Below are 17,596 nucleotides of genomic sequence, written 5' to 3'. Positions count from 1 at the left end.
GCGTCGACAACTTGTAATTTAAAGCCTAATGAATAATCTCGTTGTGTTCGTTTGATCGGTGTATTATTTGACTTGGTCATAATAAATCCTAAATGTGTAAACACATTTCAGGACGAGACAAAAAATACAAAAAAGCCTGCACAAATTTTAATTTGTGCAGGCTTTTTTAATGCTTTTATAAAAGCACTACCATTTCTTTTTAGGAGCAAACAGTATATCTAAGTCGTCTTGCTCTTCTTCTGTTTTCTTTTTAAGTGCGCTTGCATTAGAAGCTCTCAGTTCAACACTAATTGCCTCTAAGTAACCCTCAACTTCTAGCCGTTTTGTTGTTACATATTCATCAGAGTAGGTAACTGCGCTGAGTGTTGCCTGCGCTTTTTCAAAGTACTGTCTTGCAGAGCCAACCATACTGGCTGAGCGGGCAGACAAGCCACGTTTTATTTGGCTTTCAATATTAATACGCAGTTGTAGTTTTTCGAGACGTTTATCTTCTAAAACAAAAACTTGGCTATCAATACGACCTTTGCTGTGTTCAGAGCGTAAAATTGAGCGTAATTTTTTAATGCCCTGAATTAGGCCTACAAGTTGTTTGTCATTACTCGGTAGCGTTAAAGCTTCACTGCTATTATCTTGAACTGGATTAGATAAGTGCGTTTTTGCTTCACTTAAGCGGCTTTTAAGTGCTTTAGATGTTTGCGAGTTAGTAACCATTGTATTTAAAGCTTCGTAGATACGGCGCTGTAATGTACGAATTAGATTTTCAGAAAGGGGGATGTTAGCACTATTCATTAGTGCCTCTTCTGTTTCTTCTATTATAGCTTTTTGTTTTGTAAGCTCTTTACGGCGTTCTGCCTCTTGTTTTTCTTTGTGTTGTTGTACAGCACTTACCCAAAGTGCAATCACAATCAATGCAACTATAAGCACTATTATAATAGAAACGATCATGGTGTAATTCTCGGATATATAACCTAATTATTTAATCTTACATTAAATATACGTTAACAGGGTAGCTTTGCGCCGATTAACTTAAAAAATATACCAAAAAATTGATAGGTTGAGCTCTTTATAAACTGCAGTAAGCCTAAGGGCTTATAAACTAAAGCTGAATAATCATCGCTACCTGAAGCATATTTATTATGCTAGCCTTGAGCTCTAATCAGATAATTGCACACCTAAAGACCTAAAGTGCTATTTTACGTAAATAACACTTGGTTTTAAGCGGTATTGCCTTTATAAATAATATGAATAATAACGTTAAAATTTGCAGCCATGAAATTACAACAACTCAGATACATCGTAGAAGTACAAAATCATAAATTAAATGTTTCAGCGACTGCTGAGAGTTTATTTACCTCGCAGCCAGGAATTTCTAAACAAGTACGCATGTTAGAAGATGAGTTGGGTGTGCAAATTTTTGGTCGCAGTGGTAAGCATTTAACGCATGTAACCGGTGCCGGCGAAGATATTATTAATATTTCTCGTGAAATACTCTCTAAAGTAGAAGGTATTAAAGCCGTTGCTAATGAGCATACGCTACCTGATCAAGGTAAGTTAAATATTGCTACAACACATACCCAAGCTCGTTATGCTTTGCCTAACGTAATTCAAGGGTTTATGAAAAAATACCCTGCGGTATCGCTTCATATGCACCAAGGTACTCCACAGCAAATATCGGATGCTGCAGCACGCGGTGATGCCGATTTTGCTATTGCAACAGAAGCACTGCATTTGTATTCAGATTTAGTTATGCTGCCTTGCTACCATTGGAATCGCAGTATTGTTGTCGCTAAAGACCATCCGTTGGCTAAAAAGGCAAATAGTTTAACCGTTGCTGATATTGCTCAATATCCACTTATTACATATGTATTTGGTTTTACGGGCCGCTCAGAGTTAGATAAAGCGTTTAGCGCACACGGGCTTGAACCACACATTGTATTTACCGCAACCGATGCTGATGTTATAAAAACATACGTACGACTGGGTTTAGGAGTTGGTGTTGTTGCTTCAATGGCGATAGATCAAGTAAGCGATACCGATTTAGTGTGTATTGATGCAAGCCACTTATTTGAAGCTAGTACGACCAAAATTGGTTTTAGAAAGGGCAGCTTTTTACGTACTTATATGTATGATTTTATCGAACGTTTTGCACCGCACTTAACTAAAGAGCGCGTGGAGCGAGCAAGCTTATTACGTAACCAAGATGACGTAGATAAGTTATTTGCAGATATAGAGTTACCCGTTAAATAATGTCACTACATTAAACGAATAATAAAAAAGCCGCCTATTTTAAAAATAGGCGGCTTTTTCTTTTTATAGCGAGCTGATTAACATTCGATAATATTAACAGCCAATCCACCGCGAGCGGTTTCTTTATATTTAGTTTTCATATCGTTACCAGTTTCAAGCATGGTTTTAATCACTTTATCAAGCGATACCTTTTGCTCGCCACTGCCACGTATAGCTAAACGTGAAGCGTTAATTGCTTTAATAGCGCCCATTGCATTACGTTCAATACACGGCACCTGTACTAAGCCACCAACAGGGTCGCACGTTAGGCCTAAATTATGTTCCATACCAATTTCTGCTGCGTTTTCTACTTGCACAACATTGCCACCAACAATTTCTGTTAATGCGCCTGCAGCCATAGAGCACGCAACGCCCACTTCACCTTGGCAACCTACTTCGGCACCCGATATAGAGGCATTCTTTTTATATAAAATACCAATAGCAGCAGCGGTTAATAAATAACGCGTGGCTATATCGCGGTCTACTTCTTTCACAAATGTGTGATAGTACATAAGCACAGCTGGTAAAATACCCGCAGCACCATTAGTTGGTGCGGTAACTACACGGCCACCTGCCGCATTTTCTTCGTTTACGGCAAGGGCAAATAAATCAACCCAGTCCATTGCACGAAGCGGGTCGTTACTGACCTCTATATTTAGTTTTAAGTATAAGCTGGGCGCACGGCGTTTTACTTTTAAGCCGCCAGGTAAAATACCTTCGGTGCGCATACCACGGTCAATACAAGCCATCATTACTTTCCAAATATGGAACAATGTGTCTTTTACTTCGTCTTCAGTACGCAGTGTTTTTTCGTTTTTCATCATCAAGGTAGAAACACTAAACCCAGACTCTTTACACATCTCTAGTAGTTCTTTTGCGCTACCAAATGGGAAAGGGGCTGGATTTTCTTCTCTAATATCGAGGGCCGCCTGTTTTTCGTTTTCAAACTCTTCGTCGGTAACAATGAAGCCACCGCCAATAGAGTAATATACTTTGCTGTAAACTTTTTCGCCGTTGTTTGAGGCGATAATTTCCATTGCATTAGAATGCTTAGGCAGTGTTTTACGACGATGAAAAACAATAGCACCTTGTTTTGGAAACTTAGCTTTGTGTGTTTTGTTTAGATAAATAACCTGATCTTTTTCGATGGTTGCTAAAATGTCGTCGACTAAATCGGCATCAATTGTTTCAGGATCGTAACCGGCTAAACCAAGAATTACGGCTTTACCCGAGCCATGGCCAACGCCTGTTTGACCAAGAGAGCCATAAAGCTCTACTTTAATATCGGTAACATTTGCTAATAATTGTTGTTCTTGTAGGTCATTAACAAATAAGCGTGATGCGCGCATTGGGCCAACGGTGTGTGATGACGAAGGGCCAATACCAATACTAAACATATCAAATGCACTGATCATAATGTGTGTCTCTACTTTGTTTTATCAGCACGAAGCTGCTCTTTGAACGGTCGAGCATGATAACGTGGAATTGTGATTGTGTAACTACTAATAACGAAGATTTAAACTGGTAAGGCGAGTTGTTTTGTAAAGTTTTTTATAATGCTTGCAGTCGCACCCCAAAGTAAACCATGCGGCGTTTTAAAACCTTGCAAAATAACCGTTTTCCCAAATCGTTGAAAAGGTAAGGGTTGCCAGTTAGCTTCGTTATTTAATTCAGTAACAGAGAGCAAAAAGCTCGCTTGTACTTCATTATAGTCATTTTCCCAGGTGGTGTTTTTTTTGAGTAAACCCACATAGGGGCTAATACTAAAACCCGTTAAGGTTGAATACTCAGGTAAGTGACCTAATACATTAACGTTGCTTTGGGCAATATTTAGCTCTTCTTTTAGTTCGCGAAGTGCTGTGGTGCGAAGGGTAATGTCGCTTACTTCAAACTTGCCTCCGGGCAAACAAATCTCCCCAGGGTGATGGTGTAAATAAGTAGGGCGTTTACACAGTAAAATATGTGCATGGTTATCTATATCAATAATTGGCAGCATAACAGCGCTAGCGCGTTTTTTACGTGTGTCTTTTAACTGATTTGGCGCAGTTGTAGGGCTTAACAGAAACCGCGCCATAATGTGTTCACTATTCAAAACGACCTACTGTTTTAATAAAGGGAGGATTTTATTTACTTTATCGTAAGTTTCTTGATATTCCAATTCGACTTTAGAATCAGCGACTATTCCGCCACCTGCCCAGCAGTAAATTTGCGCTTTGTGGCACACCAAGGTGCGAATAGTGATACTCGTATCCATATTTCCACATGCACTTAAATAACCAATTGAACCACAATAAATGCTGCGGCGATGCGGTTCTAATTCTTCAATTATTTCCATCGCTCTAATTTTGGGCGCACCGGTGATTGAGCCACCCGGGAAAGCCGCTTTTAGCTGATCGACCGCTGTTTTACCTTCATCAAGTTCTGAGGTTACCGTGCTTACTAAATGATGCACTGCCGGAAAGCTTTCAATAGCAAAAAGGGAAGGGACGTGAACGCTGCCAGGTTTTGCCACTTTGCCTAAGTCGTTACGCAGTAAATCAACAATCATTACATTTTCAGCGCGATCTTTAGCTGATGCTGCGAGTATTTTCGCTTGTTGTTGATCCTCTAGTGCATCTGCTTTTCTCGGCAGTGTGCCTTTAATAGGTTTGGTTTCTACAACGTTATTATTTACAGATATAAAGCGCTCAGGGGAAATTGATAAAATAGCCCCTTGAGGGTGATTTATAAAGCTTGAAAACGGCGCTTTATTTGCCTCACGCAGTTTAATATAAGCTGCCCAAGGGGAGCCTTCAAACTGAGCGTTAAAGCGCTGCGCTAAATTAATTTGGTAACAATCGCCACTTTTTAAATACTCCTCAATTTGAGCAAATTTTGTAGCGTATTCTTTTTTACTCATATTTGATTGCCAGTCGCTGTTTAGGGCAAAGGACTGCGTATTAACTTGGGAGTTAACGTGTGTATTTAAATATTGCTGATAAAGCGCTAATCGATCGGTGTTTGGCTGCGATACATAAAACCAGCTTTGTTGCTGCTTGTCGTAAATAAGGGCATCTAAGTAAAGGCCAATAGCCATTTGGGGAAGATTAATATCTTCGATAGCACGAGTGGGGATGTTTTCAATTGTACGGCCTAGGTCGTAGCCAAAGTAGCCAAGCCAGCCGCCGTTAAAGGGTAAATCGTAACCGGCTTTTGTTTTATCAAGATGCGAAAGCTCATTGTTCATAATTTCAAAGCAGTTATCACTACTTTCTATATTATTTAAAAAGCTTTTATTATTTTTTACTTCAAGGGTACTTTGCGGCTCAATGGCAATAATATCAAAACGGCTGTTTATATGATTACTATTTGCAGAATCTAATAGAATTGCGTAATGCAAATGTGAAAAATGCGCAAAAACGTCAATGCAGTTTTGTGTTATGCCTAATTTAATACAATTTTTTTTATTGTTTAGCATTTACTGCCCCTTTAAGAACTGGCTCGAAACGGGCTGGGAGGGTATCATAAGTCAAATTTTTTGGCAGCAATAAGCTGTAAAAAACAGTGCAAACCACCGTCACCGGTTTGATTTAGATTACGCGACAACGCGTAACGGTAACTTAAGGAACCACTATGAGTACAATTTGTCAGCAAGACTTTATTGATAGCATTGAAGATGCATTGCAATATATTTCGTTCTATCACCCACTTGATTTTGTTCAAGCTCTCGAAAAAGCTTACAACAAAGAACAAAGTAAAGCGGCTAAAGACGCCATTGCACAAATTTTAATTAACTCACGCATGTCGGCTGAAGGCAAGCGTCCACTTTGCCAAGATACCGGTATTATTACCTGTTTTGTTAAAGTAGGTATGGATGTTAAGTGGGATAAAACAGATTTAACCGTTCAACAAATGGTTGATGAAGGTACTCGTCGTGCATATTTGAATCCAGATAACCCTTTACGTGCATCTATTGTTGCAGACCCTGCTGGCACGCGTAAAAACACGAAAGATAATACGCCTTCGGTTGTGCATATTGATTTAGTAGCGGGCGGTAAAGTAGAAGTAATGGTTGCGGCTAAAGGCGGCGGCTCTGAAAACAAAAGTAAAATGGTTATGTTAAACCCGTCAGATGATGTTGCTGAATGGGTAGAAAAAACACTACCAACAATGGGTGCTGGTTGGTGTCCGCCAGGCATGCTAGGAATAGGTATTGGTGGTACGGCTGAAAAAGCGGCAGTAATGGCTAAAGAGTCGTTAATGGACCCGGTTGATATCCATGAACTAATGGAACGCGGCGCAGAAACGACTGAAGAAAAACTGCGTTTAGAAATTTTTGACCGTGCTAATAAATTAGGTATTGGCGCACAAGGCTTAGGCGGTTTAACAACGGTTGTTGATGTTAAAATTAAAACAGCACCAACGCATGCGGCTTCAAAACCTGTAGTAATGATCCCTAACTGTGCGGCAACTCGCCATGTACATTTTACACTTGACGGTTCTGGCCCTGCTAATTTAAAAGCACCTAAGCTAGAAGATTGGCCACAAGTAACATTTGAAGTGGGCGAAGGCACACGTCGCGTTGACTTAAATACACTGACTAAAAAAGATGTTCAAGAATGGAAAATGGGTGAAACTGTTTTACTTTCGGGCACTATTTTAACAGGTCGTGATGCAGCGCATAAACGCCTGCAAGATATGATCAACTCAGGTGAAGGTTTACCAAAAGGCGTAGACTTTGATAATAAATTTATTTATTACGTTGGTCCTGTGGATGCGGTACGTGATGAAGCAGTAGGTCCTGCTGGCCCTACAACAGCCACTCGCATGGATAAATTTACCGATATGATGCTAGAAAAAACAGGCATTGTAGGCATGATTGGTAAAGCTGAACGTGGCCCTGCAACGGTTGAGTCGATTAAAGAGCATAAATCTGTTTATTTAATGGCAGTAGGTGGCGCAGCTTACTTAGTATCTAAAGCGATTAAAAAAGCACGCGTAGTTGCTTTTGAAGATTTAGGTATGGAAGCTATTTACGAATTTGAAGTAGAAGATATGCCAGTGACCGTTGCAGTAGACAGTGAAGGTGCTAATGCGCACACACAAGGCCCTGCAATCTGGAAAGCTAAAATAGAAGAGCTTGATAGCAAGCTAAAATAACGTACGTTATGTTTTTAAAAAGCGAGCCTAGTGCTCGCTTTTTTGTTTTTTAAATAGAGTCATTACCAAGTTTACAGCTCTGACCAGTTTGCGAAAAAGCTCACTTTTTACTGGAAACCTATAGGCAGCAGTACGTGACGGGCAAGCAGCACTTGTATATTAAACTTTACACGCAATAGCTTTGTTACGTTCACGTAAACGTAAGTTGGTGTGGTTGTTCTATTTATAGTTTTTAAAACTTACAAATGACAATTTTGTGAATTTTTTATCTATACAATAGTTTTAATCCGGTTATTTAATTTAAGCTTGATGTTTTCATTGGTTTTATCTTCTGCGAGTATAGCGAACTCGAATATGAAGTGATAAAGTCTCGGCAATTTCCAGCGCGCATACCCTCTCACGGGTTAACTATTTCGGAGTATTTTAAGTGGCTGTGTTTAATCGAGTTGAATTTGATAACCATGAACAAGTGGTTTTTTGTTCTGATGAAGAGTCGGGTTTAAAAGCAATTATTGCTGTACATAATACCAACCTAGGTCCTGCTGTTGGCGGATGTAGAATGTGGGATTATGCGAACGACGAAGACGCTGTTTACGACGTGCTACGTTTATCAAAGGGCATGACTTATAAAAATGCAGTTGCGCGCTTACCATTTGGTGGCGGTAAATCTGTAATTATAGGTAATGCGAAAGAAATTAAATCTGAGCAATTATTCCGTGCATTTGGCCGCCAATTAGAGCGATTAAATGGCAGTTATTACTCAGCAGAAGATGTAAACATCACATGTGCTGATGTAGCTATTATGAATAAAGAAACTAATTACGTACTGGGCCTTGAAGGTAAAAGTGGTAACCCATCGCCATTTACAGCATACGGTACGTTTTTAGGAATTAAAGCAGCGCTACAGCATCAACGTGGTCATCAAAATTTTGCAGGTGTGAAAGTGGCTGTTCAAGGTTTAGGTGCTGTTGCATATGGTTTATGTAAGCATTTAGCCGATGCGGGCGCTGAGTTGTTTGTAACTGACATTAACCAAGTTGCAATTGATCGCGTAGTTAATGATTTTGGCGCGACTGCGGTTGGCATTGATGAAATTTACGACTTAGATGTTGATGTTTATGCACCGTGTGCATTAGGTGCAACTATTAACGATTTAACGATACCGCGTTTAAAAGCGACTATTATTGCAGGCTGTGCTAATAATCAGTTAGCAGAGTCTCGCCACGGTGAAGTTATTCGTGAAAAAGGCATTTTATATGCACCAGATTATGTAATTAACGCCGGTGGTATTATTAATGTTTATTACGAAACAGCGCCAGAAGGTTACAGTTCAGCAGCGTCTAATAAACATGTTGAAGGTATTTTTAATACGTTAGCTGAAATCTTTGCACGTAGCGAAAAAGAGCAAAAATCAACGCATTTAATTGCTGACGAATTAGCGCAAGAGATCATTAAAAACGGTCTGTGATCTAAGTTCTAATTTATATAAAGGTGTGCAATTGCACACCTTTTGTTTATCTGTAAGTTAATGCAATTATTACTGAACAGCGGTACACTTTATTTTTAATTTTGTGCGGCAAATTATGACTCCCTCAACTTCTCTCATGCAGCCTATCGATTTAGATAATTGGCCTAGAAAGCAACACTTTGAATTATTTAAACACTTTTCTCAGCCTTACTTTAATGTGTGTGTGCGTTTAGATGCTCAAGCACTTTACGACTATTGCAAAACCAATCAATTTTCTTTTTTTCAAGCGTATGTATATTGCACCTTAAAAGCGTGCCATGAGTACGATTCAATAATGCTACGTATAATAGATAATCAACCATGGTTACTTAATAGTGTTCGCGCAAGTGTGGTTGAGTTGTCTGAAAACGATACGTTTGTTTTTAGTTATTTTAATAGCGCAAGCGATTTTAAAGAGTTTGCAAATCATGCAAGTGACGTAAGCAAAAAAGCGAAATTACAGCCGTTATTTTCTAATGCATTTGCTCAAACAGAAGGGCAGGCAGATTTAATTCATATATCTGTTTTGCCGTGGCTGAATTTTAGTGCGTTTTCGCATGCATTTAGTGAAGGGCAGAGTTTAGGCATTCCTAAATTTGTATTTGGTCAGTTTGATAAACACACAGGCACAATGCCTTTAGCTATCGATGTACACCATTCATTAATGGATGGTTTGCACGTAGCGAAATTTATAAACACATTGCAGGGTACATTTGATACCTTTTGCAAAAATTAACTTTAAACACATCAGTAACGGCAGTGCAAAGCAGTAAACAATTTATAAGTAATCTATAAGCAATGCGAAGTGAATTACTTTATATTCAAATACATAACCTTGTATGCTTGAAAAGCACGTGTGCTGGACATATTTATATACCATACCTTAGCTCAGGAAATCCCCATGATAAATGGACTGTTAATTGTTGTTTTAATTCTTTTTGTGGTGATTTTCTGGCGTTGGCCATCAATTCAAAACCGATTATGGCGCAGTAAATATAAAGACTTTGCTTTAAATTCGCAGCAAAAAGATATTTTACTGCGTTGCATGCCCATCTATAAAAAAATGACCGACGCCGACAGAGAAAAATTAGAGCGACATATTACGTGGTTTTTAAACGAAAAACGCTTTGTCGGTTGTGATGGCTTAAGGCTAACGTCTGCAATGAAGTTAATTGTTGCCGCCGATGCGTGTGTATTAGTACTTAATAAACCGTGGCCGTTATATAGAAATGTAAAAGAAATTTTATTATATCCAAGTGCTTATTATGCTCCGCAATCAACTCGCGATAGTGCAGGACTTGTGAGTTACCATAATACGGTAAGACTAGGCGAGTCATGGCCTGGCGGCACGCTCGTTTTAAGCTGGCATGATGTACTTGAGGGTAATCGTTTACCAAGCGATGGACATAACTTGGTATTTCATGAGTTTGCGCATCAACTCGATCAAGAAACAGGTAAAACAACGGGCACACCCATTTTAAAAAGCTCAGCAGATTACAAAGAGTGGGGCCGAGTATTTAGCCGTGCTTTCACCCAGTTAAAAAGCCATGTTGCCTATAGCATGCCGCATGTTATTCACAGCTATGGTGCGACTAACGAAGCTGAGTTTTTTGCTGTACTCACCGAAACCTTCCTCGAAAAACCCGCAGAGCTTCGCCGATACGATCCTGAAATTTACAGTATGCTAGTTAATTACTATCAATTTGACCCTATTGTTTGGCATTAAACCTACATAAACCGCGCTTTATCATATAACGCTGGCAAGTTGCGTTTGTTTTTGTTGCAATCATGTGAAATAGTTTTTACTGCAACAATAACAAGCGAGAAACGCATGAAAAAAATGCTTCATACAGTATTGGCGCTGTCGGTGTCATTAGCGATAGGGCAGGTAAATGCCGCTGAAAAAGACGAACAAAAATGGCAAGTAGATTCACCTAAGGGGCAATTTGTTGACGCTGCAATTAGCGTTGAGCAGGGCACATGGATGAATATAGATATTAGCCCTGATGGTAAAACCGTGGTGTTTGACTTACTTGGCGATATTTACACTATGCCAATGAGTGGTGGTACAGCTACAAAGCTCACCTCTGATATTGCATGGCAAATGCAACCACGCTTTAGTCCTAACGGCAAAAGTATTGCGTTTACCTCCGACCAAGGTGGTGGCGATAACATTTGGATAATGGACTTAAATGGTGAAAATCAACACGCTGTTACCGATGAAACCTTTAGATTACTAAATAGTCCTGCATGGAGTCCTGATGGCGACTACTTAGTTGCGCGTAAACACTTTACAGCTAGCCGCTCATTGGGAGCAGGTGAAGTGTGGTTGTATCACAAAGCGGGTGGTAAGGGCGTACAGCTTACAAAACGCGAGAACGATCAAAAAGATTTAGGTGAGCCAATGTTTTCACCTGATGGTCGTTATGTATACTTTTCGCATGATGCAACACCCGGTAAAACCTTTCATTATTCAAAGGATTCTGTAGCGGGCATTTATAAAATTAAGCGCTACGACCGTGAAACGGGTGAAATTGAAACCATAATCGATACGATGGGCGGTGCTATTAGGCCTACACCATCATCAGATGGTAAAAAACTTGCTTATATAAAGCGTGATGACTTTCAAACTAGCTTGTATTTATATGACTTAACTAGCGGTGAGCACACTAAGCTTTACGATAAGCTTGAGCGAGATATGCAAGAAACATGGGCTATTCATGGTGTATACCCAACTATTGCATGGACACCCGATAACGAAGAGTTAGTATTTTGGGCTGGTGGTACAATTCACAAGCTAGATGTTGCAGACAAATCCGTTAAAACCATTCCTTTTAAAGTGCAAACTACTAAAAAAATTCAAAAAGCGGTGCGCTTTACACAAAACTTAGATACTGATGAGTTTGATGTAAAAATGCTGCGTAATGTGCAAGTAAGCCCAGATGGCGAAACGGCAATTTTTGAAGCGCTTGGGCATATTTATAAACGCGATTTAGAGTCGGGTAAAATTAAGCGTTTAACAAAGCAAACTGACCATTACGAATTATTTCCACAGTACTCTCGCGATGGTAAAAAAATAGTTTACACCACATGGGATGACAACAAACAAGGGTCTGTAAGGGTTGCGTCTGTGCGCAGTGGTCGTGGCGATACAATAATTAAAGAGCCTGGCAAGTACGTAGAGCCTACGTTTAGTCCAGATGGGAAAACGGTTGTTTATCGAAAAGCCACGGGGGGCAGTATTTTAAACCCTAAGTGGTCACTTAATCCGGGGGTTTATAGCGTAAGCGCAAAAGGCGGTAAAAGTGAGCTTATTTCAAAAAGTGGTTATCAACCACAATTTGGAGATGCAAACGATCGCGTTTTTATAATGAGTCCTTGGCCAAAACCAACGCTAAGTGTAGTTGAGCTTGAAAGTAAAAAAGTTCGTAAACTGTACGAGTCAGAACATGCGACAGAATTTAGAGTATCACCAGATGGGCAATACCTCGCTTTTGCTGAGCGATTTAAAGTATTTGTAACGCCGTTTGTTCAAAGTGGTAAAACAATTAATATTGGGCCTAAAGACAGTCAATTTCCAATAGAGCAGTTATCAGTGCGTGCTGGTGAAAACATTAGCTGGAGTGCTAAGAGCAACAAACTTTACTGGACATTAGGGCCTGAGCTTTATCATGCAAGCCTTGAAGGGATGTTTGCCATTAACAAAGCTGAAGATGCCGACTTTAAAGTGAAAAGTGGCGATAATATCGGTTTCATTAAAAAAATGGCAGAGCCTAAAGGTATGATTGCGCTCACTGGTGCAAAAATTATAACTATGGACGGCGAAAAGGTTATTGAAAATGGTGTAATTATCACTGATGGTAAGCATATTAAAGCAATTGGTACAGCCAGCGATATAAGCATTCCTAAAGGTGCTGAGGTTATTGATGTAACAGGTAAAACTATTATGCCTGGTATTGTTGATGCTCATGCACATGGCTCGCAAGCAAGTGACGAAATTATACCTGAGCAAAACTGGAAAAACTTTGCAGGTTTAGCGTTAGGTGTTACTACAATTCACGATCCATCAAACGATACCTCTGAAATATTTACCGCAAGCGAAATGCAAAAGGCAGGCATGATTGTTGGCCCGCGTATTTTCTCAACCGGTACTATTTTATATGGCGCAAATATGCCAGGTTATACTTCGCATATTGACTCGTTAGACGATGCTAAATTTCATTTAGAGCGCCTTAAAAAAGTAGGTGCATTTAGTGTTAAGTCGTATAACCAGCCACGCCGAGAGCAGCGCCAACAAGTTATTGAAGCAGGTCGTGAACTTGAAATGATGGTAGTACCAGAAGGCGGCTCATTATTACAACATAACTTAAGTATGATTGTAGATGGACACACAGGTATCGAGCATTCAATCCCTGTAGAGAACATATACGACGATATAAAGCAGTTATGGTCGCAAAGTGATGTTGGCTATACACCAACACTTGTAGTGGCTTATGGTGGCATTTGGGGTGAAAATTACTGGTACGATAAAACTGATGTGTGGAATCATCCACGTTTAAGTAAATTTGTGCCTAAAAATCAATTATTACCACGCTCTATGCGCCGCATTAAAGCGCCCGATCATCACTATAATCACTTTAATAACGCACGCGTTGCTGCTGAGCTGCAAGACCTAGGAGTATTGGTTAACTTAGGTGCTCACGGTCAGCGTGAAGGCTTAGGTGCGCACTGGGAGATGTGGATGTTTGCACAAGGCGGAATGACACCGCTTGAGGCTATACGTGCATCAACACTCGATCCGGCTAAGTATTTAGGGCTCGATAAAAACGTAGGCTCCCTTGAAGTGGGCAAACTGGCAGATTTAATGGTTATAGATGGCGATCCGCTTAAAAATATTCGAGATTCGGATAAAGTAGATTACACCATGATCAATGGTCGCTTATTCAATGCCGAAACAATGAATGAAGTAGGTAAAAAAGAGCGCGAACCACTTTACTTCGAAAAGTTATAATTTATTTTGATCTTTTGAAAGCGGCTACATAGCCGCTTTTTTAGTCTTACTCAACTTATAAGGCTCTATTTTTTTGATTAAATGGTGCAATTAAGGTTGGAAGACGATAATTAATATAATTTTTAGATATTTTTTTTAGCAAATAACGCACATAAAAAAACCGCTTAACGCGGTTTCTTTTAAAAATCATAAATGTTGATTAAACAACACCGCGCGGTAAGCGACAGTCATGATCTTTACGAGCTAAAATTACAATCCAAAGTTCTTCCGCTGTGTAACCTTCTTCGTTTTCGGTAACAACAGTGAATGGCGCTTTTTTCTGTGCTTTAACAGGCGCAGCTGCTTTTGGTTTTTTCGTTTTAGTTGTTTTACCAGAGTTTAACTTTTTAGTAAGCTCTGCTACGTCAGCTAGGCGTAAATTTTTACCGCCATCAATGCTGTACCAACCAGGTTTAGTTGTGATTTCAGGTTTTTTACCATTGGCAGTTTCGTACGCTGCTTCAAAGGCAGATAACACTTCTGTTTTGTCTAGTTTGCTCATCAGAGACCCTATACGTTGTGAACACAGATAAAGAAGAGGTATTTATACCTATTTTAAAACAGTTTTTCAATTTTTTGCGATTTTCCTTCCATTTTAGGGCTATAAACGCCAAAATTTGCACAAAATTCAGTGCTAAGTAAGGTAAGTTATATGCAACGTAGAGAATTTAACCAACTCCTAAATGACATTTTAAAACCTCAATTAATTAAAGATTTTTGCCCAAATGGCTTACAAGTTGAAGGTAAAAACGAAATTAAAAAAATTGTGACGGGTGTAACCGCAAGTCAAGCTTTAATAGATGCTGCCATTGAGCAACAAGCAGATGCTATTTTAGTTCACCATGGTTTTTTTTGGAAAGGGGAATCCCAACCAATAACGGGAATGAAAAAGCGTCGTATAGGTGCGTTATTAGCACACGATATTAATTTATTTGGCTATCACTTACCACTCGATATTCATCCAGCAGTTGGCAATAACGCGCAACTTGCAAAGTTATTAGATATTGAAATTGAAACAGGGCTAGAACCAACTTCAAATAGCGTAGCAATGAAAGGGCGTTTAAAAACACCATTAAGTGGTGAAGATTTTGCAGATAAAATTGCAAAAGTGCTAAATCGAACCCCACTCACAAGTTTAGTACGTTCAACAAAAATTGAAACCATTGCACTGTGCACCGGTGGTGGGCAAGGGTATATTGATTTAGCTGCAGAGCAAGGCATTGATGCTTATTTAACGGGTGAGGCATCGGAGCAAACAATTCATAGTTCTCGTGAGCAAAACATTGATTTTTTTGCTGCAGGGCATCATGCAACAGAGCGCTATGGTGTAAAAGCTCTGGGTGAGTTACTTGCTCAAGAGCATGGTTTTGATGTGACATTTATAGACATAGATAACCCAGTTTAACTAGGCTATCTATTAGTTAACCTGAACGCTACTTGAGATAGATTTATTATCTAGAGTTCATATATGGTCTCCTCCAGTATTGCAAGGTGTCATTCAACGATAGCAGGGACAGGTTTGCTGTCATATATACGGTCTTTTAGTGAAGATTATTACTTCTGACCTTGATGTAATCCGCGCATATTGTCCTGATCAGGTTATCGGTATTTACTACCACTGAACTCTATAGGTTTTCAATATGCAGGTTTGACCTGTTATGTCATCGTTTTAGCCACTTACGCAATTCTTTGAAGAGTATTTATACGGGTGAGTAACTCTCACCTGAAGCGCTAATAGCCCAAGCCATTCTCGCCATCTTGTTGGCATAAGCTACACATGCTCGATTATGCCCTCGAGTTTGAACCAGTCGGTTTATCCATTGACTTAATTTATCATTCTTCGTTTTTGCTCTTGAGACAACAGCTTTTGCTCCTTGGATCAACAGGCACCTTAAGTAGCTATTTCCTCGCTTACTTATCCCAAGTAAAGTATCTCTCCCGCCACTACTGTGTTGACGCGGAACGATACCTAAAGACGCTGAAACATCGCGGCCTCTTTTATAGTTGCTGCCATTTCCAACTTCATTGAAATAGGCGCTTGATACCATAGGACCAAATCCAGGTATTGTTTGGATCCGTTGGCAAATATCATTATTTTTTGCTGTTTCAACTATTAATGTACTGTAAGTTTCAATGCAGCTGTCTAAGTTACTCAATTGTGTTTCTAACTGCTTTAGTACCGCTTTAAATGCGCCTGATAATCCGGTATTTTCATCTTCTAAAATTAGGGGGATACTTTTGCGTATTGTGTTTACACCCTGATTTAAAATAATTCCGTATTCAGCAGTTAAGCCTCGGATTTGATTGCATAGTGCCGTTCTTTGTCTGACCGCTAATTCTCTCGCTTTGTGCTGTGCTTGGTTATCTTGTTGCTCAACTGATTTTATACAGACACTCTTAATATGATGTTGTTTTGAAGCAACGCTAATTGCTATAGCATCGTTATAATCATTTTTATTGCCAACTAAGAAGGCTTTTACATGCTGAGGTGGAATAAGCTTTATCTGATGACCACATTTTCTGATTTCTCGAGCCCAAAAATGAGAAGTTGCACAGGCCTCTAAAGCAACTAAACACGTAGTGTGTTGTTGGAAAAAAGATAACACTTGCGCACGCTTTAACATTTTCTTTTTAACTAAGCGCCCTTGTTCATTGCAGCACACCACATGGAAAAATCTTTTTGCTATGTCTAAACCAATTGTTGTAATCTTCATTTTGGTCTTCTCCCTTTGATTATTGTAACCACTTTAATCATGGCACATAGATGCCGTATAGGGAGGAGACCATTACATCAGGTTAGTTAGACGAAATGAGTTACAGCGCCTCTGGATCTATCCAGCGGCGCAAACTTATCCATGTGTTTCCTACTACTTCGTGACTGTATTGCGTAACCACAAGTAAAGCATGAGCATTGGGAATAAACTGTTTGCTCCATGGAAGTGCAGCAAAATTATGATAATCAGTGGCTGCGGTTATGACTTCAATACCTTGAGCATTAAATAAGTCTTTTGCGCGTGGCATGTGCAGTACAGATGTTACTAGTGCAACTTTAAAGTCGACTAATTTTGATGCCAGTAACTTAGCTTCTTCACCTGTATCCATTGCTTTTGGGTTTTGGGATATACGACTCTTATTAACGCCTAAACTAATTGCCGTTTGATACATAAGCCCGCTATTAGTGATATTTTGATAACCCCCGCCTGACACTATAAGCTTTGCATTAGGGTAGTGCTTTGCTAGCTTTACACCTTCTACTAAGCGCGTTAGCGCACAATTGCCTAATTGATTATTAGCACTGAGTGCAGGGTTTGGGTTTATATCGCAACCTAGTACAACTATTTTGTCTATTTTTGGATGCTTTAGGGTATTAAATGCAAGCGACGCAGGTTCATTATTTTGGATAATTAAATTGGCGATAAAGGGTGTGCTCAATGCAAGTAATACAATTAAGCTTAAAGTAGATAAGAAGAGAGCTGATTTGCGGCCTTTAAATGCGAGTAGGAGCATCAGGCACGCAAATAAACCAAATAGAGGCAGTGGCATAAGTAAGCCACCAATCATTTTTTTAATAACAAACATAAGAGTTAAACGCTGTAGGGTTAATTACAGCGATA

The 17,596-nt window shown here is 39.5% G+C and carries 14 protein-coding genes; 7 read left to right on the top strand and 7 right to left on the bottom strand.

Annotation, left to right across the window (positions count from 1 at the left end):
* Window positions 1–186 precede the first annotated feature (186 nt).
* Window positions 187–945, bottom strand: a complete 759-nt coding sequence (locus I6E70_RS18470) for a hypothetical protein (RefSeq protein ID WP_007583833.1) — start codon at window positions 943–945, stop codon at window positions 187–189.
* Between the two features lie 324 nt (window positions 946–1,269).
* On the opposite strand from I6E70_RS18470, the gene cysB reads away from it, so the two are divergent.
* A complete protein-coding gene (gene cysB, locus I6E70_RS18465; RefSeq protein ID WP_002961670.1) occupies window positions 1,270–2,247 on the top strand; it encodes an HTH-type transcriptional regulator CysB in 978 nt (325 codons plus the stop codon).
* Window positions 2,248–2,324: 77 nt separating this feature from the next.
* On the opposite strand, the gene I6E70_RS18460 is transcribed toward cysB, so the two are convergent.
* The 3 genes from I6E70_RS18460 to pabB form a co-directional block, all read right to left on the bottom strand.
* The gene (locus I6E70_RS18460; protein WP_010555091.1) at window positions 2,325–3,701 is read right to left on the bottom strand and encodes an L-serine ammonia-lyase; all 1,377 of its coding nucleotides are present in this window, start codon (window positions 3,699–3,701) and stop codon (window positions 2,325–2,327) included.
* A gap of 101 nt (window positions 3,702–3,802) precedes the next feature.
* Window positions 3,803–4,378: an NUDIX hydrolase gene (locus I6E70_RS18455; RefSeq protein ID WP_197189358.1), complete on the bottom strand. Its 576-nt coding sequence runs from the start codon at window positions 4,376–4,378 to the stop codon at window positions 3,803–3,805.
* A 6-nt stretch (window positions 4,379–4,384) separates the two neighbouring features.
* The gene (pabB, locus tag I6E70_RS18450; RefSeq protein WP_197189357.1) at window positions 4,385–5,743 is read right to left on the bottom strand and encodes an aminodeoxychorismate synthase component I; all 1,359 of its coding nucleotides are present in this window, start codon (window positions 5,741–5,743) and stop codon (window positions 4,385–4,387) included.
* Window positions 5,744–5,898: 155 nt separating this feature from the next.
* On the opposite strand from pabB, the gene I6E70_RS18445 reads away from it, so the two are divergent.
* The 5 genes from I6E70_RS18445 to I6E70_RS18425 all read left to right on the top strand — a co-directional run bounded on the left by I6E70_RS18445 (window position 5,899) and on the right by I6E70_RS18425 (window position 13,943).
* Window positions 5,899–7,425: a fumarate hydratase gene (locus I6E70_RS18445; RefSeq protein ID WP_007583843.1), complete on the top strand. Its 1,527-nt coding sequence runs from the start codon at window positions 5,899–5,901 to the stop codon at window positions 7,423–7,425.
* 427 nt (window positions 7,426–7,852) lie between these two features.
* Entirely contained in the window at window positions 7,853–8,893 is a 1,041-nt protein-coding gene (locus I6E70_RS18440) for a Leu/Phe/Val dehydrogenase (protein ID WP_197189356.1), read from the top strand.
* Window positions 8,894–9,029: 136 nt separating this feature from the next.
* On the top strand, window positions 9,030–9,668 hold the full coding sequence (locus I6E70_RS18435) for a chloramphenicol acetyltransferase (RefSeq protein WP_197189359.1): 639 nt from the start codon (window positions 9,030–9,032) through the stop codon (window positions 9,666–9,668).
* Window positions 9,669–9,833: 165 nt separating this feature from the next.
* On the top strand, window positions 9,834–10,658 hold the full coding sequence (locus tag I6E70_RS18430; RefSeq protein ID WP_002961680.1) for a M90 family metallopeptidase: 825 nt from the start codon (window positions 9,834–9,836) through the stop codon (window positions 10,656–10,658).
* A gap of 105 nt (window positions 10,659–10,763) precedes the next feature.
* Complete coding sequence (locus I6E70_RS18425; RefSeq protein ID WP_197189355.1) at window positions 10,764–13,943, top strand: amidohydrolase family protein; 3,180 nt, start codon at window positions 10,764–10,766, stop codon at window positions 13,941–13,943.
* 199 nt (window positions 13,944–14,142) lie between these two features.
* On the opposite strand, the gene I6E70_RS18420 is transcribed toward I6E70_RS18425, so the two are convergent.
* Window positions 14,143–14,484: a hypothetical protein gene (locus I6E70_RS18420; RefSeq protein ID WP_002961684.1), complete on the bottom strand. Its 342-nt coding sequence runs from the start codon at window positions 14,482–14,484 to the stop codon at window positions 14,143–14,145.
* Between the two features lie 150 nt (window positions 14,485–14,634).
* Between I6E70_RS18420 and I6E70_RS18415 the strand changes: the two genes are divergently transcribed.
* Window positions 14,635–15,387, top strand: a complete 753-nt coding sequence (locus I6E70_RS18415; protein ID WP_010555099.1) for a Nif3-like dinuclear metal center hexameric protein — start codon at window positions 14,635–14,637, stop codon at window positions 15,385–15,387.
* A gap of 295 nt (window positions 15,388–15,682) precedes the next feature.
* On the opposite strand, the gene I6E70_RS18410 is transcribed toward I6E70_RS18415, so the two are convergent.
* Window positions 15,683–16,696 (bottom strand): IS110 family transposase, encoded by a 1,014-nt coding sequence (locus I6E70_RS18410; RefSeq protein ID WP_197189354.1) that lies wholly within the window; start codon window positions 16,694–16,696, stop codon window positions 15,683–15,685.
* A 100-nt stretch (window positions 16,697–16,796) separates the two neighbouring features.
* Window positions 16,797–17,561 (bottom strand): YdcF family protein, encoded by a 765-nt coding sequence (locus I6E70_RS18405; protein ID WP_197189353.1) that lies wholly within the window; start codon window positions 17,559–17,561, stop codon window positions 16,797–16,799.
* Between the last annotated feature and the right edge of the window lie 35 nt (window positions 17,562–17,596).

This window comes from Pseudoalteromonas sp. NGC95, assembly GCF_015864705.1.
GTDB classification, from domain to species: Bacteria; Pseudomonadota; Gammaproteobacteria; order Enterobacterales; family Alteromonadaceae; genus Pseudoalteromonas; species Pseudoalteromonas arctica.
This window is presented reverse-complemented; position numbering and strand designations above follow the sequence as displayed.